The sequence below is a fragment of the Dermacoccus sp. SAI-028 genome, from assembly GCF_004346775.1.
GTDB lineage: Bacteria > Actinomycetota > Actinomycetes > Actinomycetales > Dermatophilaceae > Dermacoccus > Dermacoccus nishinomiyaensis.
Map to the genome: position 1 here is coordinate 101811 of NZ_SMFS01000001.1, position 23835 is coordinate 125645.

Genomic DNA, 23835 nt, shown 5'->3' on the forward strand with positions numbered 1-23835 from the left:
CTCATCATGACCTGTCGTGTTCCACGTGAAACACTGGAGACATGATCGCGACTCTGCACACCAACCACGGTGACATCAACATCAACCTGTTCCCCAACCAGGCGCCGAAGACGGTCGACAACTTCGTCGGCCTGGCGAAGGGCACCAAGGAGTACAAGGACGACGCGGGCCGCACCAACCCGCAGCCGTACTACGACGGTCTGACGTTCCACCGCATCATCCCCGGCTTCATGATCCAGGGTGGCTGCCCGCTCGGCGTCGGCATGGGCGGCCCGGGGTACAACTTCGACGATGAGATCTCGCCGGAACTCAACTTCAAATCGCCGTACATGCTGGCCATGGCCAACGCGGGTACCCGCATGGGCAAGGGCACGAACGGCTCGCAGTTCTTCATCACCGTCGCCGACACGTCCTGGCTGCAGGGCAAGCACACGATCTTCGGTGAGGTCGCCGACGACGCGTCGAAGAAGGTCGTCGACGAGATCGCCGCCGTCTCCACCGGCGCCCAGGACAAGCCGCTCGAGCCCGTCGTCATCGAGAGCGTGACGATCTCCGAGTGACACCTCGCCTCCCGCCGCAAGTCGGGAGGTACCGCTGACGACTCCTCGTCAGCCAGCGCAGCCGAGATGGCCCCGTCGAGCATGACGGGGCCATCCTTGGTCTCACGCCTTCTTCCCGCACGCCTCCGACGAAACGAGACGACATGACGCAGCCGCCCGCCGGATCCGGCTCGGGTGCCTTCGGCGCCTCCGAGGCGCCGGACGCGGTACCCGTCTGCCCGCGCCACCCCAACACCGCTGCCTACACGCGCTGTCAACGTTGCGGTCGCCCGGCGTGCCCGCGCTGCCAGATCCCCGCGTCGGTGGGGTTCCAGTGCGTCGACTGCGTCGCGGCCGAACGGAAGACGAACCCGACGTTGCCGACCCGCTCGTCCCTGGGCATGACGACGGGCGCGGCGGCGCAGGGTCGACCCGTCGTCACGATCGGGATTATCGCGATCTGCTGTCTCGTGTGGCTGGGGCAGCTGGCGAGTGACGCGCTGTACCGCGACGTGTCGTTCGTCGCGGTGTTCGCGAGGGACGAGCCGTGGCGCTACCTGACGAGCGGGTTCGCCCACGACACCGGCACCCCGATGCACCTGCTGTTCAACATGATGGCGCTGTACTTCATGGGGCAGTACCTCGAACCACTCATCGGTCGTGTGCGCTTCGGGGCGCTGTACCTGCTCTCCGTGCTCGGTGGCTCCGTCGTCTACCAGATCATGACGGCGCCGTCGTCACAGCTCGATCTGCTGACGTCAGGGTGGGTGACGCCGCTGGTCGGCGCCTCCGGCGGTGTGTTCGGGCTCTTCCTCGCTGTCGTCGTGTTCAACCGCCGACTCGGCCGGGAGATCGGGCCGATGATGACGATGATCGCGATCAACGTCGTCATCGGTTTCACGGCGTCCAACGTGGCGTGGCAGGCGCACCTAGGCGGTGCGGTGGCCGGCGCCGTCGGCGCGCTCGTCCTGTATGCGCTGCGGCGCCGCCCGGTCGCGATGCAGGCCTCGGCGCTGGGCGCGTTGGCGGTGGCGCTCATCGCCGCTGCGTACGTCGACTTCTCGGTCGTGGGTGTCAGCTGGCCGCACATCGTCGGATGATCGTCGCCGTGGGCTGAGCGAGGCCCTCGTCGTTCGTGGGGTGCTGCCGTAGGGTGGCACCCCACGATGCGTGTGGATGAGTTGCCTGTGGATGGTGTGCCGTTAGCTGTGGATGACGCGGTGCACCACCTGGGGACGGTGAGGACGAGCCGTCACCCACATGGTTGTCCACAGTTTCCACGGCTGGGGTGGGGAAAAACCCGCGGAACGCCGCTGATCTATGCCAAGGGGTGGGGGCGATGGGCAGCGTCATCCCCAGCCGTGGGGTGGTTCGTCCACCGTCAGCGGCATGTTTTCCACCGTAAACAGCGGCTCGTCCACCGGCCGTCCACTGTTTTCCACAGGTTTGTCCCCAGGTGTGGAAAACCACACGCGTGTAACTACACACAGGCTGTGGACAAGTCTGGGGACAACGTCGTGGGTTGCAGGCCGCAGGGCGACGCCCGCACCGTCAGGCCTTGCGGCGCGGCGCCCGGTGACCTCGTGGGGCCACGATGCAGCGAACCCGAGTGAGCAGACACAGACGAACGCCCGTTCCCACGAGGGAACGGGCGTTCGGTTCGGCGGGGCGTCAGCAGCGGACAGAAGGTGGGGTCACTTCCAGCGCGTCAACATGACGAAGCCGACCATGATGGCCGCGAAGCCGATGACGATGTTGCCGGCGTCGATGCCGGGGATCGGGTAGCTCGTCGTGCCGCTGGCGATGTAGTAGACCATCACCCAGGCGAGCCCGGCGAGCATGAGGCCGAGGGCGACCGGCAGCCACCAGCGGGGGTTGAGGCCGTCTCCGGCGGCGGCGCGCTGAGTGGCGTCGGTGGTCTTGCGGGCCACGGCATGGCTCCCATCTGAGTTCGGTGCGTCAACTAGGGTGAGAGCCTAGTTGATCCGGCCGGGCGATGCGTCGAGTGAAGGAGGCTGACCCCATGAGCGAACGCGACTCCGAGCGCGACGCGTCTGCGACGCCGCCCGCACACGTCGAACGCGCCACCGACGACGCTGCGCGCGACGCGTTGCCGATCGACGAGATGCCGCCCGCGCGCCGTCGCGGCTCGTTGGCGTGGAAGGCCGCCGTCCCGATCGCGCTGCTCGTCGCGGGGGCGATGTTCGGGGTCAGTTCCCGTGCGGCGAACGGCACGGATCTGCGCTCCGACACCACCAATCTCGCTGATGTCGTGCGGCGCGCGGATCAGCGCGTCAAGACCAAGCAGGAGGACGTCGCGACGTTGCGCGCCGACGTCGAGGCGGCGCAGCTCGCTGCGGCGAAGAAGGATTCGGGTGCGGCGCGTGCGTTGGCGCTGACGAAGCAGGCCGACAAGGCGCAGGATCCGGCGGGTCTCGCACCGTTGAGCGGGCAGGCCATCAGCGTGACGCTCGACGACAGCAAGAAGAAGGTCGAGGAGCTGCCGAAGGACGGTTCGCCGGACTGGCTCGTCGTGCACCAGCAGGACGTCCAGGCCGTCGTCAACGCCCTGTGGGAGGGCGGCGCTCGCGGCATCCAGCTCATGGATCAGCGCATCGTCTCGACAAGCGCCGTGCGCTGCGTCGGCAACACGCTCATCCTCCAGGGCCGCGTGTACTCACCGCCGTTCACGATCACCGCCGTCGGGGACCCGGTGAAGCTGAAGGCCGCGCTCGAGGCCGACGAGTCCGTCAAGATCTACAAGCAGTACGTCGACCTCGTTGGGCTCGGCTACAACGTCAAGGCCATCCAGAACACGACGCTGCCCGCCTTCACGGGCTCGGTGACGATGAAGCACGCGCACGTCCAGCCGTGACGCCCGTGTTGCTGCGCCTGCAGCCTGACCCCGGGCAGGATGGCGGCTGACTCATGGGTAGGCGCGTAACTGTCCGCCGACCCGTGAGTTACCTGGCATCCTGAGGCATCCTGACGGCGGTGTCGGGGCTCCCACCTAGACTGGCGCGCATGACCGATTCGCCGCGCATCCTCGTCGTCGACAACTACGACAGCTTCGTCTTCACGATCGTCGGCTACCTCCAGCAGCTCGGCGCCGAGACGACCGTCGTGCGCAACGACGCGATCAGCGCTAAGGACGGCGCCGACTTCGACGGCGTCCTCGTCTCGCCCGGTCCCGGCACGCCCGAGGACGCCGGCGTCAGCATGGCAATGATCGAGGCGTGCGGTGAGCGCAACCAGCCGATGCTGGGGGTGTGCCTCGGCCACCAGGCGCTCGGCGTCGTGACGGGCTGCACCGTCGGTCGGGCGCCGGAGCTGCTCCACGGCAAGACGTCGCAGGTGCACCACGACGGCACGGGCGTCCTCGAGGGGCTCGACGACCCGTTCACCGCGACGCGCTACCACTCGCTGACGATCGACCCGGCCACCGTCACCGACGAACTCGTCGTCAACGGCCGCACCGAATCGGGCATCATCATGGCCGCCCACCACCGCGACCTGCCGCTGCACGGCGTGCAGTTCCACCCCGAATCCGTCATGACGGTCGGCGGCCACCGCATGCTCGCCAACTGGCTCGCGATGTGCGGTTCGACGACGGCCGTCGCCGCCAGCGCCGGCATGGCACCGCTCGTGCGCACCGCCTGAGCGGCACATAGCCCGAACGCCGCGCCCCACCAGCGGCTCTCGAACGAGGAAAGCCCCCGATCCACAGGGCCGGGGGCTTCCTTCGTCAGCTCACTTGCTCGACGACTGCGACGGCGACGGCGTCATCGCGCTACCGTCCGATGTCGACGACGGACTCGTCGACGACGGACTCGTCGACGGCGACGGCGACTGTGTCGACGACGAGGGGGACTGCGACGTCGCGGGCGCGGAACTGGACGACGGGGCCGCTGACGACGAGGGCGGCTGCGTCACGGTGGCCGTCGCGGTCTTCTCGGGTGACTTGCCGATGTAGACGGTGACGGACGAGCCGTTGTTGACCTTCTTGCCGGCGTCGGGCACGTAGACGACCTTGCCGACCTCGTCGGGCCTGTCGGTGACCTGGTCCTTGGAGTCGATCGACAGGTGCGCCTTGTACAGCGCCTGCGCCGCCTCCGACGCCGTCTTGCCCTCGAGGTCAGGCACGGTGGCCTTGCCGCTGCTCTCGTAGAGCGTGATGTCGCTCGACGTGCCGAGTGATGCGCCTGCCTTCGGGTTGCTCTCGGCGATGATGCCGGCGTCGAGGCCGGTGTCGTCCTTCTTCGTCGGCGAGATCTTGATGTGGTTCTCGTCGATGCCGGCGGCGAGAAGGGCCGCCTTCGCCTCGTTGACGGCGTCACCGACGACGTTCGGCACCTTGACCGAGTCGGGGCCCGTGGAGACGGTGAGTGTCACGTCGGAACGTCGGGATGCCTCCGTCCCGCCCGCCGGATCTTGGTCGATGACGGTGTTCTCCGCGGCGTTGTCGGCGACCTCTCGCTTCGTGACGGTGAAGTCGGGCGACAGCGTCTTCGCGGCCTGCTCGTACGTCATGCCGCGCACGCTCGCGACGGTGACCTTCTCCGGCGAGCTGGGCGAGTGCATGAACAAGTAGCCGATGCCGAGGATGGCCGCGAGGGCTGCGACGGCCGCGAGGGCCCACCATCCGGCATGGGATCGGCTGGGTTCGCGCGAGTCGAGTTCGGCCGTCGAGTCAGCGGCAGCCGCCGTCGCCGCGGCGCGGCGCGTCGGGTAGTCGACGACCTCCGTGTGGTCGGCGGACGTCACCGTGCTCGCCTGCGCGGCAGCGGAGATCGGCTGGCCGGAGCGGGCGGCGAGGACGTCGGCGCGGAAGTCGGCGGCGCTCTGGTAGCGATCGTCGCGCCCCTTCGCGAGCGAGTGCAGCACGACCGCGTCGAGCGCCGGCGACACCGACGACTCGTAGAGCGACGGGGGTTGCGGCTGTTCGCCGATGTGCTGATAGACGAGGCTGACGGGCTCGCCGACGAACGGTGCGCGCCCCGTCAGCAGCTCGAACAGGACGCAGCCGGCGGAGTACAGGTCGGTGCGCGCGTCGACGCTCTGGCCCTGCGCCTGCTCGGGCGACAGGTACCGGGCGGTGCCGACGACGGCCTGGGCGCTCGTCATCGTCGCGCCGACGTCGGCGAGGGCGCGGGCGATGCCGAAGTCCATGACCTTGACGGAACCGCCGCGCGTCACCATGACGTTGCCGGGCTTGATGTCGCGGTGCACGATGCCCTTCGAGTGGCTGTACTCGAGGGCTGACAGGACGCCCATCATGATGCGGCAGGCTTCGTCGGCGCTGACCTTCTTCTCCTCGTTGAGGATCTCGCGCAGCGTCTGCCCGTCGACGAACTCCATGACGATGTAGGGGATGTCGACGGTGCCGCCCGCCGCTTCGACGAAGGTGTCCTCACCCGAGTCGTAGACGGCGACGATGTTGGCGTGGTTGAGCCCGGCGGACGCCTGCGCCTCGCGGCGGAAGCGTTGCAGGAAGCTGGGGTCGCGCGCGAGGTCCGATCGCAGGATCTTGATGGCGACGGGGCGTCCGAGGCGCGTGTCGTGGCCGGCGTGGACGTCGGCCATGCCACCGCGGCCGACGAGTTCGCCGACTTCGTAGCGGCCACCGAGGATGCGTGGTGTCGCGCTCATGAGATGTCCTTCGCGAGGGTCGGGATGGGGCGGTGCGCGGCGGCCGTGGAGCGCCGCAGAGGTGGACGAAGATCGCAGATGCGGACGGGAATCGCAGATGTCATCGCAGGGCTGCCTCGAAGATCTGCTGCGCGGCGGGTGCGGCGACCTCGCCGGCGAGGGTCTCGACGCCCTGATCGCCGCCGTTCTCGAGCACGAGCGCGAGCGCGATCTTGGGGTCGTTCGCCGGTGCGAAACCGGTGAACCACAGGTCGGCGGCCTTGCTCGTGTCGCCCTGCGCCGTGCCCGTCTTGCCCGCGACCTGGTAGCCGTCGACGGCGGCGAGCTTGCCGGTGCCGTTGTTGACGACCGCTTCCATCATCGTCTTGAGGCTGCCGGCCGTGTCCGATGAGATGGGCTTGGACATGATCTTCGGGTCGGTCGAGGAGATGACGTCGAGGTCGGAGTCGACGACGTTCTTCACGAGGTGCGGTTCCATCTGCGTGCCGCCGTTCGCGATCGTCGCGGAGATCATCGCGATCTGCAGCGGCGTGACCCGCACGTCGTACTGGCCGATGGCGGCCATCGCCGTCTGCGGCGTGTTCATGTCGGAGGGGAAGCTCGACGGCGAGACGCGCATCGGCAGGCGCACGACCTGGCCGAAGCCGAACTTCTTGGCCTGTGCGGCGAGCTTGTCCTGGCCGAGATCCATGCCGAGCTCGGCGTAGGCCGTGTTGCAGCTGATCTCGAGCGCGTGCGTCAGTGACGTCTTGTCGTTGTCGCCGCAGGGCAGGTGGTTGTCGTTGGGCAGTGAGTGCGTCGTCTGCGGCAGCCTGATGGTGGCAGGGCCGTTGAGCGTCGACTCGGGCGTGTACTTGCCCGATTCGAGCGCGGCGGCCGTCGTGACGAGCTTGAACGTGGAACCCGGGGGGTACAGATTGCCCGAGATGGTCCGGTTGACCATCGGCTGCGTCGAGTCGGCGTTGAGCTGCTTCCACATGTTGACGACCGACGTCGTGTCGTGCGAGGCGAGGGTCGACGGGTCGTACGTCGGTGAGCTCACCATGGCGAGGACGGCGCCCGTCTTGGGGTCGAGCGCGACGGCCGCGCCGCGACGGTTGCCGAGCGCCTTCGCCGCGGCCGCCTGGATCTTGGGGTTGATCGTCAGCTCGACGTTGGCCCCGGCGGGCTTCTTGCCCGTGACGACGTCAGCGAGGCGGCGGTAGAACAACGAGTCGCTCGTGCCGCTCAGGACGCCGTCGGAGGCACCCTCGATGCCGCCGCCGTTGCCGTAGACGATCGAGCTGTAGCCCGTGACGGGCGCATAGAGCGAGCCGTTCGAGTACTGACGCTGGTAGACGTACTTGTCGTTCGACTTCACGCTCGTTGCGATGGCCTTGCCGTCGACGAGGATGCTGCCGCGTTCCTTCTTGTACCCGTCGTTGATGACGCGGCTGTTGCCGGCGCGGGCGTCGAGCGAGGGCGCCTGGACGACCTGGATGTAGCTCGCGGCAACGAGAACGGCACAGAACAGCATCGAGGCCACGACGCCGAGCTTGCGGATCGGCGTGTTCATCGGATCTTCACCACCTGGGTGTCGTCGGAGCCGAGCGTCGGCTTCGCCTCCGTGACGGCGGGGCGTCGCGCCTGGTCGCTGATGCGCAGCAGCAGCGCGATGATCGCCCAGTTCGCGAGCAGCGAGCTACCGCCGGCTGACAGGAACGGCGTCGTCAGACCAGTGAGGGGGATGACGCGGGTGATGCCGCCGAGGACGACGAAGCACTGCAGGCAGATGGAGAACGCGAGGCCTGTCGCGAGAAGCTTGCCGAAGCCGTCGCGGCAGGCAATGGCGATGCGCAGGCCGCGTTCGACGATGATGGCGAACAGCGCGATCATCGCCGTGAGGCCGACGAGGCCGAGTTCTTCGCCGAAGCTCGACATGATGAAGTCCGAGTTCGCCTCGGCGTAGTTGAACGTCGGGTAGCCACGTCCGAGGCCGGTGCCGGTGAGTCCGCCGAACGCGAGGCCCATGAGGGAGCGGGCGACCTGGTCGGAGAGGCCTGGCGCGAACGGGTCGAGCCAGAGGGTGACGCGGTTCTGGAAGTTGGGGAAGAGCAGGTACGCGAGGTAGCAGCCGCTGAAGAAGAGCCCGAGACCGATGGCGATCCAGCTGCGCCTCTCCGTCGCCACGTAGAGCATGGCGACGAACAGGCCGAAGAACAGCAGCGACGTGCCGAGGTCCTTCTCGAAGACGAGGACGGCGAGGGACGTCAGCCAGGCCAGCAGGATGGGGCCCATGTCGCGCGCTCTCGGCAGCGGGAAGCCGAGCACACGCTTGCCGACGAGACTGAGCGCGTCACGCGTCTGCACGAGGTAGCTCGCGAAGAAGATCGTGAGCAGGATCTTGGCGACCTCGCTCGGCTGGAAGCTGAGCGGCCCGACGTGGATCCAGATGCGGTTGCCGTTGATGTTCATGCCGATGAACGGCAGCAGCGGCATCATGAGCAGCGCGAGGCCGGCGAGGGCGAACGTGAACGTGTAGCGCCGCAGCCGCCGGTGGTCGCGGATGAGGCAGAGCAGCCCGATCGCGGCGGCGACGGCAATGGCCGACCACATGAGCTGTCGGACGGCTGCGCCCTCCATGACGCCCTTGCCGCGGGCCATGTCGATACGACGGATCATGACGAGTCCGAGGCCGTTGAGCAGCGTCGCGGCCGGTAGCAGCACGGGGTCGGCGTAGGCGGCGACGACGCGCACCACGAGATGGAACACGAGGGCGATGACGCCCATCCCGACGCCGAGCGTCAGGATGTCGGTCGGCAGCGACCCCTCCACCGCGAGCCCGACGTTCGCGTAGGCGAACAGCACGATGCCGACGGCGAACGCGAGCAGCATGAGCTCGGTGCCGCGTTTCGTGCCTCGGCCCGTGATGGTCGCGAGGTCTGGGCTCACTTCGTGCACTCGTTTCCGGAGGCGGACGCGGCGAGGCACGCGACCATCTCCGCGCGCAGACGCTCGACGGTGGCGGCGGCCTCCTTCTCACTGGAGGCGTCGATGCCGCTCGTCACCTTGGAGCGCCAGAACTCAGGCAGGTCGGCGGTCGGGATGTTCGTGCTCTCCTGCTGATGGCGCAGGTCGATCGGGCCGAGCTTCGAGTCGACTCCTTGATAGACGGTGACTCGGCCGCCCGAATCCTTGATGAAGTACTGACTCTGCGACCACGTCCAGCCCCACACGGCGGCGACGGCGAGGGCGAGCAGCAGGACGAGCGCGGCGATGGCGGCGTAGAGACGTCCGCGGCGACGCGGGCGCGTCTCGGCGAGGTGGGCACCCTTGTCGGTCTCGTCGGGTTCGTCGTCGCCGTCGAGTTCGCGGGAGAGGGCGCGGGCCTTCTCCGCCGGCGTCTGCTCGCGCGTCGGCAGGCTCTGAGTCAGGCCGTGCGCGACGGCGGCGCCGACCACGTCGGGGCGCGCGGCGAGGTCGACGTCGTCGATGTTCGCAACCTCCGCGACGACGACGGTGACGTTGTCGAGCGTCGAGGCCTTGAGGGCGATCTCGATGAGGGAGTCGGCGACCTCGCCGACGCTCTTCGACGCGCCCTCGGTGAAGATCTCCTCGATCGTGCGGGCGCCGACGTAGTCGGAGAGGCCGTCGGAGCACAACAAGTAGCGGTCGCCGACGCGTGCCTCGCGCAGGCTGAGGTCGGGCACGTCGCCCTCGCGGCCCGTCAGGACGCGCGTGACGAGGCTGCGCTGCGGGTGGTGGACGGCCTCGTCGGGGGTGATGCGGCCGGAGTCGAGCAGGCTCTGGACGAAGGAGTGGTCTTTCGTGATCTGCGTGAACTTGCCGTCACGCAGCTGGTAGGCGCGGCTGTCGCCGATGTTCGCCATCGCGAGCTGACGGCCGGTCTTGAGCAGCACGATCAGGGTGGTGCCCATGCCCTCGCGGGTGGGATCGGCGTCCATCTCGCTGCGCAACTTCTCGTTGGCCTCGGCGATGCCGTCGGCGAGTTGGTCGAGAGCGTCGTCGGCGCCGATGTCGTCGCCGTCGAGCTGCACGAGTTCGCCGACGACGGTGGAGCTCGCGACGTCACCTGCGGCGTGGCCGCCCATGCCATCAGCGAGCACGAGCATCGAGCTGCTCGCGTAGGCCGAGTCCTCGTTGCGCTTCTTCGAGCCGAGACCGACGTCGGATCGTGCGGCGTATCTGAGTGCGATGGGCATGGTCACTTCCTCAGTTCGAGGACGGTGCGGCCGATACGGATGCGGGTGCCCGGTTCGACGCGCACGTGCTCACCGATGCGTTCAGCACCGATGTACGTGCCGTTCGTCGATCCCAGGTCGTCGAGGTACCAGCCGTCGGATTCGGGGTAGATGCGGGCGTGGCGACCCGAGGCGAAGTCGTCGCTCAGCACGAGCGAGCACTCGGGGTTGCGTCCGAGCAGGGTGCCGGATTCCGACAGCGGCAGCGTGGTGCCGCGCATCGCGCCTTCGATGATGGCGAGATGCGTCGGGCCCTTGCGCACGGCGCGGGGTGTCTTGGCCTTCGTTTCACGTGAAACAGCGCGCGAGGCACGGCCACCACCCGTCTTCGCGCCGTACAGGTCGGAACGGAGCACGCCGACGACGGCGAACACGAAGAACCACAGCAGCGCGAGCAGGCCGTAGCGGATGGCCGTCATCGTCAGTTCGTTCATGGGCGGTCTCCGAGATGGATGGTCATGGGGGTGCGCCCGAGGGTCAACCGGTCGCCGTCGTGCACGTGCGTCGAACCGACGTGCTCGCCGTTGACGTAGGTGCCGTTCGTCGACCCGAGATCGCGCACGCTCATGACGAGGTGGGGACCGTCGTGCGTGATGCGGATCTCGCTGTGACGACGGCTGACGCCCGGGTCATCGACGACGATGTCGGCGTCGTCGTCACGCCCGAGGACGGTGATGGCTCCGAGCAGGGGGTAGCGCTGCCCGTCGATCTTCAGCCACGGGCGTTCGCGCGGCGACATCTGACGCGGACGCGCCGATTCCGGGCGCGGCGCAGGCTCGTAGCCCGTCGGGTCGCCGGCGTCGCTGTCGTCATCCCAGGCGTGGTGAGCGTTCGCGTCATGGTTGTCGTGATTCTCGGCGTCGGCGTAGACATCGCCCGAGTAGACGCGACCGTCGGCGTGGGCATCGTCGAAACCGTGGTGGTCGTAGTCGTCGTAGCCGGCTTCGTCTTCGACGAGGTGGTCGCCGGCGGCGTATGAGTCTTGTACTGGCGGGGTGCTGACGTGCGCCTCGCGGTCGAGGTAGCCGCGTTCATCGTTGCGCTCGTACTCGGACGCTGCGGACGGGGGGCCGTCGGCGTGGCCGCGCGACGAGTCGGTGGTGGGCTGCGGGCTGCCGAGCAGGTAGTCCTTGATGCGCGTGCCGAACGTGCGGCCGGTCGGGTGCGGTGACGTCGTCGATCCGAGAGCGCTCGCGGAGCTGGCACCCGCGACGCCGGCGTGCGTGCCGGAGTGAGCGTCGTAGGCATCGGACGCATCGCGGGTGTCCAGGTGGGCGTCGTGGATCGCGCCCGTGGGCTGCGCCGCGGCGTCGTGGCTCGTGTCGTCGTGGTGCGTCTCGCGCTGCGGGCGCGGGTTGTTGCGCTGGTGGGCGAGGGCATCCGCGGCCTTGGCCGTTGCGGGGCGTAGGCGGAAGACGCCCGTCTCGAGGTCGTCGGATTCGGTGAGCACGATCGTCAGGGGGCCGCCGGGCATGTAGCGCTGCTCGTCGGCGTGCTCCTGGGCGCTCGCGATGAGTTCGTCGTCGAGTTCTTCGCCCCATTCGGAGAGGCGGTCGTAGTCGGTCGGCGACAACTCGATCGTGAACAGGTTGGGGACGATGGGTCGCTTGCCCTTGCCGACGGACGCCGCGCGGTCGTCCATGGCGCGGCGGATTCCAGACGCGATCTCGACGGGCTGGACCTCGCTCTTGAACGCGCGCGCGAAAGCGCCGTTGACGCCTTGTTCGAGTTTGCTCTCGAGCTTGTCGAACAGACCCATGGGTGCCTCCAGTCTCGTACCTCACCCCTGAGCGGGGACGTGCGCCCAACGGTTCGCCGGGGTTTTGATCGTAACGGGCGCACTCCTGCCTGCGCTGGATGCAGCGCGCGTCCGCGTGCCTGTGAGGGCGGCCGGTTGCGTGGTGGCGGGGCACGGGCGCCGCGCCGATTTGGTGAACTCGCCCAAGGTAGGGAATGATAGGTGAGCACTCGCGCGAGTGGCGGAACGGCAGACGCGCTGGCTTCAGGTGCCAGTGTCCGAAAGGGCGTGGGGGTTCAAATCCCCCCTCGCGCACGCGGGGTAGTTCACGAATCTCTGTGGCTACAGTTCACGAATCCCGGTCTGAGAGAAATCTCAGGCCGGGATTCGTGTTTTCCGAGGGGTTTTCGGCCTTGAAATCGCTTGGGTGGGCGCTGTGGCGCTGGCGGTCGATCTGTGAGCCCTGACCTTGATGTTCAAGTCAGGCTCTGCCGGCGCCTTCTCGCAGACCGCGGCCCCCGCAAAGAACGACCACACGACCAGCATCGCGGCCTCGTCAGTCGGAGGGGCCGCGCTCGCTCTCGGCGGATCTACCCTCGTCTACCGCCTACGCAAGAACGCCTGATCATCGTTGATCGCACCCGACGCTCGCCCGAGACAACTGCCCCGCCGGACGCATCCGGCGGGGCAGTCTCGTCAGACGCCGACCCGCTGCGGGTCGGGGGCGTCGAGCGCCGCGCGCGCACGCCGCGTCACCTCGGCGTGATCGAAGAGAAAACGCTGCGCGACCTCGGCGTCCTGATGCACGAGCCGCGGGCGAGTCGGCCCACTCGTCGAATGCAACTCGACGGTGCCCAAGCCCAGCCACCGCTGCAGAGGACCCTGCGCGAGCGCCATCGACTGCACCCGCGCATGTGGCACGCAGACGACTCGGCGCTTCATGCGGCTCTCGCGGATGACGGTCATCGTCGCCGTGCGCGCCCACGCCTCGCGCCGCGACGACAACGGATCGAGCAGCCGCGCTCGCCGGCCGGGCCTGGTGAACATCGCTGCGGCGGCTGATGTCGATGTCGTGCGCTCCGCCATCATCGCCTCGAGCATGAGGTCGCGACCGGTCACGTCCGGCGGCGTGCCCGGCTCCGGCAGGACGAGCTCCATGAGCATCATTGCGTCATCGACGGATCCGACCGGCAGCAGGATGGCGTCGGCGTCGTCACCGAGGGCGGAGGAACTCGCGAGGTTCATCCGCACGCGCCACCACCCGAACCGGCGCCACAGCACGGGTTGTGTGAGTTCGACCGCCTGGATGCGGTCGACCGGAATGACGCGACGCGTCGTCGAGGTGAGGCCGTGCGTGACGACGATCCCGTCGGACGTGAGCGCCACGGAGAAGTTCGAGTCGCGCAGGAACGCGCGGACGGCCGCATTCACCGCGCCGAACATGACGAACAGCACCGTCAGTGCGATCGAGAACGCCTCCGACGCGTGCCCCGTACTGACGCCGACACCGAACAGGACGAGCAGGACGACGAAACCCGCCTCCGCGACGAGCGCACCACCCGTCAGCGCCTGGGCGATGAAGACGCGATGCGGCGGCACCCTGACGATGGCACCTTCCGCGTCCGCTGCGACGCGAACGCGATACGGCGCGAGGGCTTCGGTCGGCGTGCCACTCAGGTCATCGACGACGCCCGGGACGACGCCGTGAACGAGCCGACTACCCAACGAGGCGCCGGGCCGCGAGGCCCTCGCCGTGGCGGCGTCCTCCCGGACGCGCGCGGCCTGGCGGGTGGTATGCGCCTCGACCTCGGGTGCATCGCCGGGGTTGGTGGCAGCCTCTTGGCCGCCAGCGCCGAGGCTGGTGGATGTCCGGGACGCACCGTCGCTCTCGTGGGAGGTTTCACGTGAAACTCGCACCCGTTCGAGCATCGTGGCGCGTAGCTTCTCGGCGTTGGCGCGCCGCAGGTACTCGATCGTCAGGTTGGAATCGCTGCCGCCGGCGACGTCGAACTTGAGCTGGGCGAGCCCGAGCAGTCGGGGAAGTAGCGGCTGGGTGAGGTCGATGGCCTGCACGCGATCGAGACGCGCCTTGCGGTGCGCCTTGCCGACGACGCCGTTGCGCACCTGCAAGCTGTCGGCGTCGACGCGAAACTCGTTCTTGCGCCACATGATCCAGTTGGCGAGCAGCAGCACGGCAAGCACGCCCACGAGAATGGCGAGCGCGACGAGCCAGCGGCTCGCCGCGTATGTCTCGGCATTGCTCGACGACGAGGAGCCACCGGCCGCGCCGTTGAGAGCATCCTTCAGCATGTCCTCGGCGCGGGAGATGCCGATACCGAGGACGACGAGCAGAAACGCGCCGCTCTTCATGACTGGCGTCAACGGGTGAACGCGATGCCATGCTCCGTCGGCGAGCGTGTCGTCGGGCGGCCCGGGGGTGGCGGCCGAGTCGTCGGGCGTGTGGGTATCGGCCATCGTCACAACCCCGCGAGGTGCGCTTCGCCGAGCGCCGCGAGACGATCGCGCAGTGCCTCCGCGTCGTGGCGTGGCATGCCGGGGATGGTGGCGTCGGAAGACGCGGACGCGGTGTGCAGTTCGAGCGTGGCAAGATCGAACATCCGCGCGATCGGTCCACTCGAGACCTCGACGTACTGCATGCGCCCGTACGGCACGACCGTCGTCGTACGGAACATGACGCCCCTGACGATGAGCAGGTCGTCGTCGCGCGTGGCGTACCCGATGTGCCTGACCTGACGCGCGATGACGAGGCCCACCCACACGACGGCGACGATCAGCGCGACGGCGAGGGCAACCGTCACCCAGCGTGGCGCGAAGAACATCGTGGCCGCGACGCCGGCACCGGCGACGACCGCCGCGATGGCGAGCGTCAGCAGGCGCGCCGACGTCAGCCGAGGGCTCACCGGGGTGAGGCCTGGTGGCAAGGGCCGTGCATCGCTTTCGGACATGCGTCCCACCCTAGGTCTGACGGCGCGACGGCCCGGCAGCGGCATGCACGCGGCCGGGAGTTGTCGGGTCTATCAAGAACCTCACCAAACACGCGCACAGCCTCGAACGACGAGCGCTCGACAGCCTCGTGCCTGTTTCACGTGAAACGGCGAGGTTCAGGCCCTCATGATCTGTTCGGCGACATCGTCGAGGTCGCGGCCCATGCGCACGTGCACCCCGCGCCCGAGGTCGAACCCTTCGTCGTCGAGCCGCCCATGGGTGAGGGGTGCGTCATCGAGGCCGGCGAACCAGACCTCATGCCCGTCAGCCGCGAGGCGCCGCACCGTCTCGAGGATCATGCGGGCCGCGGTCTCGTCGAGCGCGTGGACGTCGACGAGGTCGAACACGACGGTCTTCGTCGTCGGCGGCTCGTCGCTGATGAGCCGGACGACGCGCTCCGCGCCGGCGAACCGGATGTCGCCCTGCAGGTCGTAAACGTGCGCGTCGACGCCGCGCGAACCTCGCCCGAGCGGAACGACGTGGGAGTGTCGGACGACCGAGCGGGCAGGCGGCGGGACGTCCATGAGGTGCATGTCCATGTCTTCGCTGAGTCGCTCGAAGACCTGCACCCCTCGGGCCGAGTGGCCGTGCTCGTCGAGCGGCGGCGAGAACGTCGCGAGCCCCACCTGCCCGGGCAGCGCGCCGATGATGCCGCCCCCGACGCCGCTCTTGGCGGGGATGCCGACGGCCGTCAGCCAGTCACCGGCGGCGTTGTACATGCCGCAGCTCAGCATGACCGACAGCACCTGGCGGGCCGTGCGCGAGCTGACGACCTGCTCACCGGTCACCGGGTGGAGGCCGCCGTTGGCGAGCGTCGTCGCCATGACGGCGAGGTCACGCGTCGTCACGCGCACGGCGCACTGCTCGACGTAGCCGTGGACGACGACGTCCGGGTCGTCCGTCAGCATGTCGTAGCTGCGCAGCATGTGCCCGATGGCGAGGTTGCGGTGCGCGTCGTGCCATTCCGATTCGGCGACGGTCCTGTCGATGCTCAGCTCGCGCCCGGCGAAGGCCGACAGACCGGCGACGATGCGTCGCACGCGCGCCGACTCGTCGTCATCGGGGGAGGCGACGAGAGAGTGCGCCGTGATGGCGCCGGCGTTGATCATGGGGTTGAGAGGGCGCTTGCTGCCCGCCTCGAGGCTGATCTCGTTGAACGCCTCACCGCTCGGTTCGACGCCGATGCGACGCTGCACCTCGTCGAGGCCGCGATCCTCGATCGCCATCGCGTAGACGAACGGTTTGCTGACCGACTGAATGGTGAACTCCGCCTCGGCGTCACCGGCGCTGTAGATCATGCCGTCGACGGTGGCGATTGCGAGGGCGAACAGTGACGAGTCGACGCGGGCCAGTTCCGGAATGTAGTCGGCATTCCGGGCATGGGCGTCGGGCGGGCAGGCCTCGAGCGTCGCCGCGAGGTAGTCAGGAATCAGCGAGATCATCGAGAAAACCGTACGACCTGCGTCTTGTCGCGGACGAATCGGTTGCTCCGTGCGTGCAAATGCACGCGGGTCCATTTGCACGCACGGAGGTCGTCGGGAGGCATCGGCCATGCGGTGCGGGCGTTGTCTCAGGGTGGCTAGCGCATTTTATAGACGCGTAGAGATTGTCCGATCACGCAGTGGCGGCGAGCATGGTGACATGCACTCTGAAACGACGCCGGACGCGGCGACGAGCGGCCCTGCTGGGCATGACATGAACTGGCACGACGTCTAGAAGGGCGAGCAGGTCTGGAGAGGCAACCCGAACGACGCGCTCGTCGCGGTGCTGACGGAGCAGCTGGCCGACTTATCCCCGGGTCGAGCGCTCGACGTCGGCTGCGGTGAGGGCGCTGACGCCATCCACCTCGCTGAGCAAGGGTGGCAGGTGACGGCCCTCGACGTTGCAGCACCTGCGCTGGAACGGGGGCGCGCGGCAGCCGAAGTAAGCGGAGATGACGTCGCCTCCCGTATTACGTGGGTGTGCGCGGGGCTGCTCGACGCGACCTTGGCGCCCGAAGGTCTCGATCTCGTCAGTGTTTTCTATCCCGCTCTACTGCGCACCGAAGATCAGTCGATCGAGCGCTCGCTTCGCGACCTCGTCCGCCCCCGTGGCGCATTGATCGTCGTGGCCCACGCACACGTCGATCGCGATCGCGCGCTCGAGCACGGCTTCGACCCGGACTCCTACGTCACGATCGCCGACGTGATCGGCCGCCTCGGTCAGGGGTGGCAGATCGAGCAGTTCGAGTCGGAGCGCCACGTCACCGAGGGTGCCGGTGCCCACCACCAGGCCGACATCGTTCTCGTCGCGCGTCGTAGCGACTGATCAGCTGCGCCCCGCGCCGGGCGCATGATCAGCTGCGCGCCCGCGCCTCGCGCACCGACGCGCGGGTCAGTGGCGGGTAGATCGTCTGGGCGCTGCCGCGGCGGTAGAGCTTGGCGGGGCGCCCGCGCCCGACGCGGCTGTCGCCCGTCTCCTCGACGAACCCGTCGACGCTCAACACCTTGCGGTGGAAGTTCGCAGGTTCGAGCGAGCCGCCCCACACGGCTTGGTAGACGTGGCGAAGCTGCGACATCGTGAACTCGTCGTCGAGGAAAGCCGTTGCGACAGAGGTGTATTCGAGTTTGGAGCGGGCGCGTTCGACGCCGTCGGCGAGGATACGCTGGTGGTCGAACGCGAGCGGCATCCCGAGCGCTTCGTCGACCGGTACCCACACCGCTTCGAGCGCGTCGGACGCCGCTTCGAGGTCGGGAAGGCGCGCGCCGAACACCGTCCACGCGACGCCGATGACGCGTTCCGGCCGCGGGTCGCGCTCGACCTCGGTGTACGTGCGCAACTGCTCGAGCACGACGTCGCGCTCCGCGATGCCGACCTCTTCACGCAGCTCGCGATAGGCGGCCTGCTCCGCCGACTCGCCGCGACGCATGAAACCGCCCGGCAGCGCCCACTTGCCTCGCTCCGTCGCGGCGGCCCGCCGGATGAGCGCGACGTGCAGTTCGTCGTCGCGCAGGGTGAGCACCACCATGTCGGAGGCGACGAGGGCGACCTCGCGATCAGCGTCAGACATGCCCCGAGTCTAGTCAGCGCGACGATCGACGCCGCCCGGCCCGCCGTTTTCGCAGCCGCCGACGCAACCGCTGCCACCGGATCTGCGTGCGCCACCATCGCGGCAGCGCGGCGCACTCCTCGAGCGGCAGCGGCGCAGCGCGGCGCCCCGCCTCGTCGAGACAGCGTCGCAGCACCTCGACGAGCACGCGCACGTCGTCACCGGCGCGATGCGCGTTCTCGACGGGGATGCTCCAGTACTCGGCGAGCGTGCCGAGACGCAGGTTGTCGGTCGGCAGCTCGAGCCCCCGCGCGAGATGCCACGTGCACAGGCGTTCGCTGACGGGCAGCTCACGCCCGGCGCGGCGCGCCTCCGCAGCGAGGAACGCCCAGTCGAACGCCGCGTTGTGGGCGACGAGGATGCGCCCATCGAGCAGTTCGCTCAGTTCGTCGACCAGGTCGGCGAAACCGGGTGCGTCGCGCACGTCGTCATCGCTCAACCCGTGGATGTGCACGGGCCCGGTGCCCCCGCGGGCTCGCACGAGCGAACTCCACTCGCGCTCCAGGCCTCCTGACGGCGTCAGCTGCGTCACCGCCACCTCGATGACGCGGTGCCGCAGCGGGTCGAGCCCGCTCGTCTCCACGTCGACGACGGCGAAACCGCGCCGCGCGGGCGGGGGGACAACGCTCGGTGCAGGCATGTGAGCCACTTCCCGTTGCTGGTCGCGCGCCACCTCGTGAGCGGCGCGTCGCCGTCTCCTGCGGCGATGACTTCACCGTACGAGTGAACACCGACAACCCCGGAACGACGCGGTTCTCACGCCATCGCGGCGCCCCCTGACGTGAGGGGGCGCCGCGACGAACGAGCTCAGAGAAGGGCCGCCGCGGTCACGGGCTGACCATGCCCCCGTTGACGTTGAGCGTCTCGCCGGAGACGTATCCCGACTCGGCGCTCGCGAGGTATACGTACGCACCTGCGAGCTCTGCGGGCTGGCCTGCGCGCCCGAGGGGCGTGTTCTGGCCGAACTCGGGGATGTTCTCCTGGAACTGCCCGCCGGAGACCTGCAGCGGCGTCCAGAACGGGCCCGGTGCGACGGCGTTGACGCGGATGCCCTTCGGCCCCTGCTGCGCAGCCAGAGCCTTGCTGAACGTGTTGATCGCGGCCTTCGTCGTCGCGTAGTCGAGCAGGTGCTCGCTCGGGCCGTAGGCCTGGATCGAGGTCGTGTTGATGATGGTGGAGCCGGCCGGCATGTGCGGCAGCGCCTCCTGAGTGATCCAGAACATTGCGTAGACGTTCGTCTTGAGCGTCTGGTCGAACTGCTCGCTCGTGATGTCGGCGATGTCGGCCTGCGCCTGCTGGAAGCCGGCATTGTTGACGAGGATGTCGAGCCCACCGAGCTTGTCGACGGCGTCACGCACGAGTTGACGCGCGGTCGCCTCCTCGCTGATGTCGCCCGGCAGCAAGTAGGCCTGACGCCCGGCGTCCTCGACGAGCTTCGCGACCTCGGCGGCGTCCTTCTCCTCGCGCGGGTGGTAGCTGAGCGCGACGTCGGCGCCCTCACGCGCGTAGGCGATGGCGACGGCGCGCCCGATGCCGGAGTCTGCCCCCGTGACGAGTGCCTTGCGACCCTCGAGACGGCCGGTGCCGCGGTAGGTGTCCTCGCCGTGATCGGCCTTCGGCGTCAGCTTCGCGTCGAGCCCGGGCCACGTCAGTTCCTGCTTGGGAAAGTTGTCCGAGGGGTACTGCGTGACGGGGTTGGTGAAGGTGTACTGATCGGTTTTCTTGTCGGTCATCGCGGGCCTCCTGGCACGTCGGGCGATCCGGAAAATGTGGCGAACAGTGGTGCAGCACTGGCTTGCTCAGGACGCTACCCGCGCGCGAGCACCGTCGGCAATGACCCGTGAGGGTGGATGCCGCACCCCCACGTTGCACCGTCATCCCTTGTCGCGTTTGCCCGTCTTCTTGCGCTCGCGCAGCACGCCCTGTGGCCGGCCGTCGTCGTTCGGTGCCAGACCGCCCTGGCACGTCGGGCAGCTGAACAGGGTCCGTTCGCGCCCGGGGTCGCCGGCCATCGCGACGCGGATCGTGTCGTTGCAGCGCAGGCACGCCATCCCCGACCGGGCGTGGACGTAGCGGTCCTGCCCCGCGCGGGCGTCACCCGTCGACGATTGGACCCCGGTGCGTCCGCTGACGAGCATGAGGCGTCGCGCGTCGTCGAGCACCGCCTCGAGCACCCCGTCCGGCATCGCGGCGAGTTGCGTCCACGGCAGGATGCGGTGCACCCACAGCATCTCGCTGATCCAGAACGTGCCGAGACCGGCGACGAGCCGCTGGTCGAGCAACGCCTCACCGACCGGGCGTTCGGGCTGTGCGCGCAGGTTGTCCAGCGCCCGCCCGCGCCCGCCGCCGTCCCAGTCATCGGCGAGCAGATCGGGCCCGAGGTGCCCGACGACGTCGCACTCGCGCGCGGTCTCGAGGACGTCGAGCACCCCGAGCTTCGAGCCGACGGCGAGCGTCCGCGGGGTGTAGAGCAGCGCCCGCGTCGTGTGGGCGGTGACGGCGCGTCGGACGTCGGCCTCGGCGCCGGCAGCGGCGCGTCCCTGGAGGGTCGACGGGGCTGGCAGCAGGCTCCAGCGGCCCTCCATCTTGAAGTGGGAGTGGATCGTCACGCCACCCTCGAGCCGATGCAGCATGTGTTTGCCGTGCGTGACGACGGGCAGGCACTCGCGCCCCGAGAGATCGACCGTCGCGAGCCGCGGCGTGCGCAGATCGGTGCGCGTCAGGCGTTGCCCGAGCAGGGCGCGGTTGAGGCGCGCCGCAGCCCACATGACGGTGTCGCCCTCAGGCACGGGGCCTCCTTCGGTCGTCGTGGCACGGCGTTCTCAGCGAAGTATGAGCGATGTTTCACGTGAAACGCAGGGAAAACGCCGACGGCGACATTGGCCGTGTACGCCAGTCTTTGCGACGATATCTCCCGATCAAGCCACGGGGAGGGAAAGAAAAATGAACCACATGCGCAGGGGAGGCGTCGCGCTGGCCGCGGCGCTCACCGTCATGCTGACCGGGTGCGGCGCCGTCGAGGACGCCGTGTCGAAGGCCACCGATTCGGCGAAGAGTGACGCCGCCGACGCGACGCCGAGCGGGTCGGCGCCGTCGGCCGCATCCGGTTCGGCCGACAAGCCCATCGGCCGCGCCTCGATCGACCTGGGCGGCTCCGCCTCCTCGTTGCCGCCGGAGAAGATGTCGAGGCCCGACGCCACGGACTGCTACGCGGGGTCCTCACGTATCTATGACCGGCACGGCGTGACGTGTGTCGAAGCGCGCTCGGCCATGCAGAAGTACGAGGCGACGCCCGCGTCAGCCAAGGGCAGCGAGGCGCGCGTCGACGCCTACACGTGCTCGCACAATCCGGACATCATGGTGATGCAGGGTGCCGCGCCGGCGAAGTGCGTCGACGGCTCCGGCAACGTCGTCTTCAACTGGCGTTACCCCGGCGCACCGCAGCCGGCCAGGGGCTGACGGCTGCCGCCCGGCGTCGGCGAAACCCCCACCGTCGGCAAGACGCCGAACGCCGCGCCGAGTCGCGCTGCGGCGGCCCGGCCCGGCGTCCGATTCGGAGGATCTGCTCGTCCTGTCAGGCCTGACGGGTGACGCGCACCCGGGCGCCGTTGCCCGGCATCGTGGGCAGCTGCGTCCAGGAAAAGTCGAGACCCTTGGGGTCGATCTCGACACCGGGCGTGCACAGACCGGAGATCGTCACCGACAGTGCCGTCACGGCGATCTTCTCGCCGGGGCAGCGGTGCCCGGTCGCGACGTCACCGCCGCCCTGCGGGATGAAGTTCTCGATCTGCTCGGCGTCCTCGACCCCGAGGAAGCGCTCCGGCTCGAAGCTGTCTGCGCGCTCCCAGCCGCTGGGGTCGGTGTTCGTGCCGAGCACGTCGATGAGCACGCGCTGGCCCTTGCGGATCTTCTGCCCGCCCCATTCGAACGTGTCGCGCGCGAACGCCGGCAGCATCGGGACGAACGGCGACGTGCGACGCACCTCCTGCGCGAACGCGACGGCCGTCGGATTCCCGAGCAACGTTCCACGTGAAACCACCTCGCCCGCGATGCGCTCGCGGTACTCGGGATGCTCGACGAGCGCACGCGCCGCGAAGGCGGCGAAACGCGCGACCGCAATCGTCGGTCGAGTGGCGTTCTGCAGTTCGACTCCGGCCGTGTGCTCGTCGAGCAGGGAGCCGTCGAGGTGGGTCTGCTTGGCGACCTCAGCGAGCGCGGTGCCCTCGGCGGGCGTGATCTCACCGCGACGCGTGCGCGCGACGAGGTCGGCGGCCCACGCGTCGCAGCGGCGGCGGTTGAGCCACGCCTCGACGTGGGCGGGGCTCTTCTTGCCGAACCCGTCGACGATCTGGCCGAGGCGCTCGGCCCAGACGTCGAGCTCGGCGTCGTCACCGGGGATGCCGGCCCAGCGCAGCGCGGCCCGTCCGTATGTGATGACGCTGCCGTCGTACACCGTGCCGGGTGCCTCGACCCAGCGCTCCAGCGTCTTGCGCATCTCGTCCTCGAGGTACGGCATGAGACGGCGCACCTGAGCGTCGTCGTACGCGATGCGCACGAACATGGCCTTGCGGTGACGGTGCTCGTCGTCGTCGAGGCCGTGGACGGCGCCCTTGCCGAACAGAGGGCCGCGGATGGGCAGCGGCATCGCGCCGTCACGCTTCATGCGGGTCGTGTCGTAGAACAGCTCGACGCCTTCGCGCCCGCGCACGAGGAGGGCTGGTTTGCCGAGCATGCGCAGACCGAGCGGACGCCCGTCGCCGGCGTCGCGCCCGCGCGCCTCGCGGACGCGGCTCTGGAACAGGTAACCGTCCGCGAGGAAGGCGGCCGTCTGATCCGGCAGCTTGCCCAGCGTGTCGGCGATCTTCGTCGTGATGGTGCTCATGCTGACCCCGATTCGCTTGGAGAACAACGGATTTGTCCCCAGCCTAGGCACGCCGCCAGAACGCCCGCTGAGTGCCTCATGACATGTGAGAGCGAGGTCTCGCGCTCGGCTGCCCGAACGGCGCGCCGAGGTGGGCGATCCGCCGAGAGGCAGTCGAGACGGTGGGCGTCCAGTCGAAACCGCCGTCTGAGCGCCGGGCGTCACCCGTCGCGCAGGGCCTCGATGAGTTCGTCCTTCGTCATCGTGCTGCGGCCCTCGACCTCGAGTTCGCGGGCGCGCTCACGCAGTTCGTCGACGGTCCAGTCGTCGTAGCTGCCGTGCTCGCCGCCCTTGCGACCAACGGCGCTGCGTGACGAGTTCGCGGCCGCGTTGGCGATGCGGGCCGACTTCTCCTTGCTGTTGCCCTCGCGCCGCAGCGCCTCGTACATCTCGTCGTCCTTGACCGACGGGCCCGGGTCGTCGTTCGAGCCACGTTTGTCCTGGTTCTTCGCCACGTCACTTGTCCTTCCATGCGCGTGATGCAGACGTCTAGATCATCCCTCGGCCGTGAGTAGTTCTACTCACCCTGCGAGGTGGGATCCAGTGATCTCATGGGCCCACGCAAATTGGAATCAACGCCCTCGTGCGCGCCTTCTTCGTCGGTCTTCTGCCGGTGCTTGCCGGGCAGCGCGGGCGCCGCGGTCGGCGCGCGT

At 68.8% G+C, this 23835-nt stretch carries 22 protein-coding genes and 1 tRNA gene; 7 read left to right on the forward strand and 16 right to left on the reverse strand.

Translation table 11 applies throughout. The features are described 5' to 3' along the window. Nucleotides 1-41: 41 nt before the first annotated feature. A complete protein-coding gene (locus EDC82_RS00505) occupies nucleotides 42-560 on the forward strand; it encodes a peptidylprolyl isomerase (protein ID WP_074045839.1) in 519 nt (172 codons plus the stop codon). Nucleotides 561-703: 143 nt separating this feature from the next. Further along, nucleotides 704-1639: a rhomboid family intramembrane serine protease gene (locus EDC82_RS00510; protein WP_006944690.1), complete on the forward strand. Its 936-nt coding sequence runs from the start codon at nucleotides 704-706 to the stop codon at nucleotides 1637-1639. A 594-nt stretch (nucleotides 1640-2233) separates the two neighbouring features. Here the strand turns inward: EDC82_RS00510 and EDC82_RS00515 are convergent. Next, entirely contained in the window at nucleotides 2234-2470 is a 237-nt protein-coding gene (locus EDC82_RS00515) for a cell division protein CrgA (RefSeq protein ID WP_006944615.1), read from the reverse strand. Nucleotides 2471-2562: 92 nt separating this feature from the next. Here EDC82_RS00515 and EDC82_RS00520 point away from each other — a divergent pair, with 92 nt between their 5' ends. Beyond that, nucleotides 2563-3414: a DUF881 domain-containing protein gene (locus EDC82_RS00520; RefSeq protein WP_231729405.1), complete on the forward strand. Its 852-nt coding sequence runs from the start codon at nucleotides 2563-2565 to the stop codon at nucleotides 3412-3414. A gap of 149 nt (nucleotides 3415-3563) precedes the next feature. Continuing rightward, complete coding sequence (locus EDC82_RS00525; protein ID WP_006944795.1) at nucleotides 3564-4199, forward strand: aminodeoxychorismate/anthranilate synthase component II; 636 nt, start codon at nucleotides 3564-3566, stop codon at nucleotides 4197-4199. Between the two features lie 90 nt (nucleotides 4200-4289). Here EDC82_RS00525 and pknB read toward each other — a convergent pair whose 3' ends face one another. The 6 genes from pknB to EDC82_RS15190 form a co-directional block, all read right to left on the reverse strand. Continuing rightward, the gene (gene pknB, locus EDC82_RS00530; protein ID WP_131940212.1) at nucleotides 4290-6188 is read right to left on the reverse strand and encodes a Stk1 family PASTA domain-containing Ser/Thr kinase; all 1899 of its coding nucleotides are present in this window, start codon (nucleotides 6186-6188) and stop codon (nucleotides 4290-4292) included. 100 nt (nucleotides 6189-6288) lie between these two features. Continuing rightward, complete coding sequence (locus tag EDC82_RS00535) at nucleotides 6289-7743, reverse strand: penicillin-binding protein 2 (RefSeq protein ID WP_074040026.1); 1455 nt, start codon at nucleotides 7741-7743, stop codon at nucleotides 6289-6291. Next, nucleotides 7740-9119, reverse strand: a complete 1380-nt coding sequence (locus EDC82_RS00540) for an FtsW/RodA/SpoVE family cell cycle protein (RefSeq protein ID WP_038566299.1) — start codon at nucleotides 9117-9119, stop codon at nucleotides 7740-7742. Before EDC82_RS00540 ends, EDC82_RS00535 begins: the two co-directional genes overlap by 4 nt. Next, on the reverse strand, nucleotides 9116-10390 hold the full coding sequence (locus EDC82_RS00545; RefSeq protein ID WP_038566302.1) for a PP2C family serine/threonine-protein phosphatase: 1275 nt from the start codon (nucleotides 10388-10390) through the stop codon (nucleotides 9116-9118). Before EDC82_RS00545 ends, EDC82_RS00540 begins: the two co-directional genes overlap by 4 nt. A gap of 2 nt (nucleotides 10391-10392) precedes the next feature. After that, nucleotides 10393-10863, reverse strand: a complete 471-nt coding sequence (locus EDC82_RS00550; protein ID WP_006944783.1) for an FHA domain-containing protein — start codon at nucleotides 10861-10863, stop codon at nucleotides 10393-10395. After that, nucleotides 10860-12188, reverse strand: coding sequence for a DUF3662 and FHA domain-containing protein (locus EDC82_RS15190; RefSeq protein ID WP_338084700.1), 1329 nt, complete (start codon nucleotides 12186-12188; stop codon nucleotides 10860-10862). The genes EDC82_RS00550 and EDC82_RS15190 overlap by 4 nt, the downstream gene beginning before the upstream one ends. 211 nt (nucleotides 12189-12399) lie before the next feature. On the opposite strand from EDC82_RS15190, the gene EDC82_RS00565 reads away from it, so the two are divergent. Continuing rightward, nucleotides 12400-12482: transfer RNA gene (locus EDC82_RS00565), tRNA-Leu, on the forward strand. 381 nt (nucleotides 12483-12863) lie between these two features. Here EDC82_RS00565 and EDC82_RS00570 read toward each other — a convergent pair. The 3 genes from EDC82_RS00570 to EDC82_RS00580 form a co-directional block, all read right to left on the reverse strand. Continuing rightward, nucleotides 12864-14642, reverse strand: coding sequence for a PH domain-containing protein (locus tag EDC82_RS00570; protein ID WP_131940214.1), 1779 nt, complete (start codon nucleotides 14640-14642; stop codon nucleotides 12864-12866). Between the two features lie 2 nt (nucleotides 14643-14644). Further along, complete coding sequence (locus EDC82_RS00575; protein ID WP_062256667.1) at nucleotides 14645-15133, reverse strand: PH domain-containing protein; 489 nt, start codon at nucleotides 15131-15133, stop codon at nucleotides 14645-14647. 156 nt (nucleotides 15134-15289) lie between these two features. Then, on the reverse strand, nucleotides 15290-16615 hold the full coding sequence (locus EDC82_RS00580) for a glutaminase (RefSeq protein WP_082740558.1): 1326 nt from the start codon (nucleotides 16613-16615) through the stop codon (nucleotides 15290-15292). 322 nt (nucleotides 16616-16937) lie between these two features. On the opposite strand from EDC82_RS00580, the gene EDC82_RS00585 reads away from it, so the two are divergent. Beyond that, a complete protein-coding gene (locus EDC82_RS00585; RefSeq protein WP_082740556.1) occupies nucleotides 16938-17480 on the forward strand; it encodes a bifunctional 2-polyprenyl-6-hydroxyphenol methylase/3-demethylubiquinol 3-O-methyltransferase UbiG in 543 nt (180 codons plus the stop codon). A 28-nt stretch (nucleotides 17481-17508) separates the two neighbouring features. Here EDC82_RS00585 and EDC82_RS00590 read toward each other — a convergent pair whose 3' ends face one another. The 4 genes from EDC82_RS00590 to EDC82_RS00605 form a co-directional block, all read right to left on the reverse strand. Next, the gene (locus EDC82_RS00590; protein WP_062256663.1) at nucleotides 17509-18222 is read right to left on the reverse strand and encodes an NUDIX domain-containing protein; all 714 of its coding nucleotides are present in this window, start codon (nucleotides 18220-18222) and stop codon (nucleotides 17509-17511) included. Between the two features lie 13 nt (nucleotides 18223-18235). Continuing rightward, nucleotides 18236-18901 carry an exonuclease domain-containing protein gene (locus tag EDC82_RS00595; protein ID WP_051805448.1) on the reverse strand — a complete coding sequence of 222 codons (666 nt, stop codon included), beginning with the start codon at nucleotides 18899-18901 and terminating at the stop codon, nucleotides 18236-18238. Between the two features lie 187 nt (nucleotides 18902-19088). Continuing rightward, nucleotides 19089-19994, reverse strand: coding sequence for a glucose 1-dehydrogenase (locus EDC82_RS00600; protein WP_131940216.1), 906 nt, complete (start codon nucleotides 19992-19994; stop codon nucleotides 19089-19091). 141 nt (nucleotides 19995-20135) lie between these two features. Next, nucleotides 20136-21050 (reverse strand): DNA-formamidopyrimidine glycosylase family protein, encoded by a 915-nt coding sequence (locus EDC82_RS00605; protein ID WP_131940228.1) that lies wholly within the window; start codon nucleotides 21048-21050, stop codon nucleotides 20136-20138. Nucleotides 21051-21204: 154 nt separating this feature from the next. Between EDC82_RS00605 and EDC82_RS00610 the strand changes: the two genes are divergently transcribed. Next, nucleotides 21205-21720 (forward strand): hypothetical protein, encoded by a 516-nt coding sequence (locus EDC82_RS00610; protein WP_131940230.1) that lies wholly within the window; start codon nucleotides 21205-21207, stop codon nucleotides 21718-21720. A 115-nt stretch (nucleotides 21721-21835) separates the two neighbouring features. On the opposite strand, the gene EDC82_RS00615 is transcribed toward EDC82_RS00610, so the two are convergent. Both EDC82_RS00615 and EDC82_RS00620 read right to left on the reverse strand, forming a co-directional pair. After that, complete coding sequence (locus EDC82_RS00615; protein ID WP_115296752.1) at nucleotides 21836-23143, reverse strand: cytochrome P450; 1308 nt, start codon at nucleotides 23141-23143, stop codon at nucleotides 21836-21838. A 200-nt stretch (nucleotides 23144-23343) separates the two neighbouring features. Beyond that, nucleotides 23344-23571, reverse strand: coding sequence for a Rho termination factor N-terminal domain-containing protein (locus tag EDC82_RS00620; RefSeq protein WP_050786487.1), 228 nt, complete (start codon nucleotides 23569-23571; stop codon nucleotides 23344-23346). Nucleotides 23572-23835 lie beyond the last annotated feature (264 nt).

What these genes read in the sequence shown, in the direction of transcription:
- EDC82_RS00570 (WP_131940214.1), bottom strand. Translation starts at nt 14,642, where the DNA reads ATGGCCGATACCCACACGCCCGACGACTCGGCCGCCACCCCCGGGCCG.
- EDC82_RS00610 (WP_131940230.1), top strand. Translation starts at nt 21,205, where the DNA reads ATGAACCACATGCGCAGGGGAGGCGTCGCGCTGGCCGCGGCGCTCACC.
- EDC82_RS00535 (WP_074040026.1), bottom strand. Translation starts at nt 7,743, where the DNA reads ATGAACACGCCGATCCGCAAGCTCGGCGTCGTGGCCTCGATGCTGTTC.
- EDC82_RS00590 (WP_062256663.1), bottom strand. Translation starts at nt 18,222, where the DNA reads ATGTCTGACGCTGATCGCGAGGTCGCCCTCGTCGCCTCCGACATGGTG.
- EDC82_RS00550 (WP_006944783.1), bottom strand. Translation starts at nt 10,863, where the DNA reads ATGAACGAACTGACGATGACGGCCATCCGCTACGGCCTGCTCGCGCTG.
- EDC82_RS00600 (WP_131940216.1), bottom strand. Translation starts at nt 19,994, where the DNA reads ATGACCGACAAGAAAACCGATCAGTACACCTTCACCAACCCCGTCACG.
- EDC82_RS00545 (WP_038566302.1), bottom strand. Translation starts at nt 10,390, where the DNA reads ATGCCCATCGCACTCAGATACGCCGCACGATCCGACGTCGGTCTCGGC.
- EDC82_RS00525 (WP_006944795.1), top strand. Translation starts at nt 3,564, where the DNA reads ATGACCGATTCGCCGCGCATCCTCGTCGTCGACAACTACGACAGCTTC.
- EDC82_RS00580 (WP_082740558.1), bottom strand. Translation starts at nt 16,615, where the DNA reads ATGATCTCGCTGATTCCTGACTACCTCGCGGCGACGCTCGAGGCCTGC.
- EDC82_RS00505 (WP_074045839.1), top strand. Translation starts at nt 42, where the DNA reads ATGATCGCGACTCTGCACACCAACCACGGTGACATCAACATCAACCTG.
- pknB (WP_131940212.1), bottom strand. Translation starts at nt 6,188, where the DNA reads ATGAGCGCGACACCACGCATCCTCGGTGGCCGCTACGAAGTCGGCGAA.
- EDC82_RS00520 (WP_231729405.1), top strand. Translation starts at nt 2,563, where the DNA reads ATGAGCGAACGCGACTCCGAGCGCGACGCGTCTGCGACGCCGCCCGCA.
- EDC82_RS15190 (WP_338084700.1), bottom strand. Translation starts at nt 12,188, where the DNA reads ATGGGTCTGTTCGACAAGCTCGAGAGCAAACTCGAACAAGGCGTCAAC.
- EDC82_RS00620 (WP_050786487.1), bottom strand. Translation starts at nt 23,571, where the DNA reads ATGTACGAGGCGCTGCGGCGCGAGGGCAACAGCAAGGAGAAGTCGGCC.
- EDC82_RS00575 (WP_062256667.1), bottom strand. Translation starts at nt 15,133, where the DNA reads ATGTCCGAAAGCGATGCACGGCCCTTGCCACCAGGCCTCACCCCGGTG.
- EDC82_RS00595 (WP_051805448.1), bottom strand. Translation starts at nt 18,901, where the DNA reads ATGCCTGCACCGAGCGTTGTCCCCCCGCCCGCGCGGCGCGGTTTCGCC.
- EDC82_RS00615 (WP_115296752.1), bottom strand. Translation starts at nt 23,143, where the DNA reads ATGAGCACCATCACGACGAAGATCGCCGACACGCTGGGCAAGCTGCCG.
- EDC82_RS00510 (WP_006944690.1), top strand. Translation starts at nt 704, where the DNA reads ATGACGCAGCCGCCCGCCGGATCCGGCTCGGGTGCCTTCGGCGCCTCC.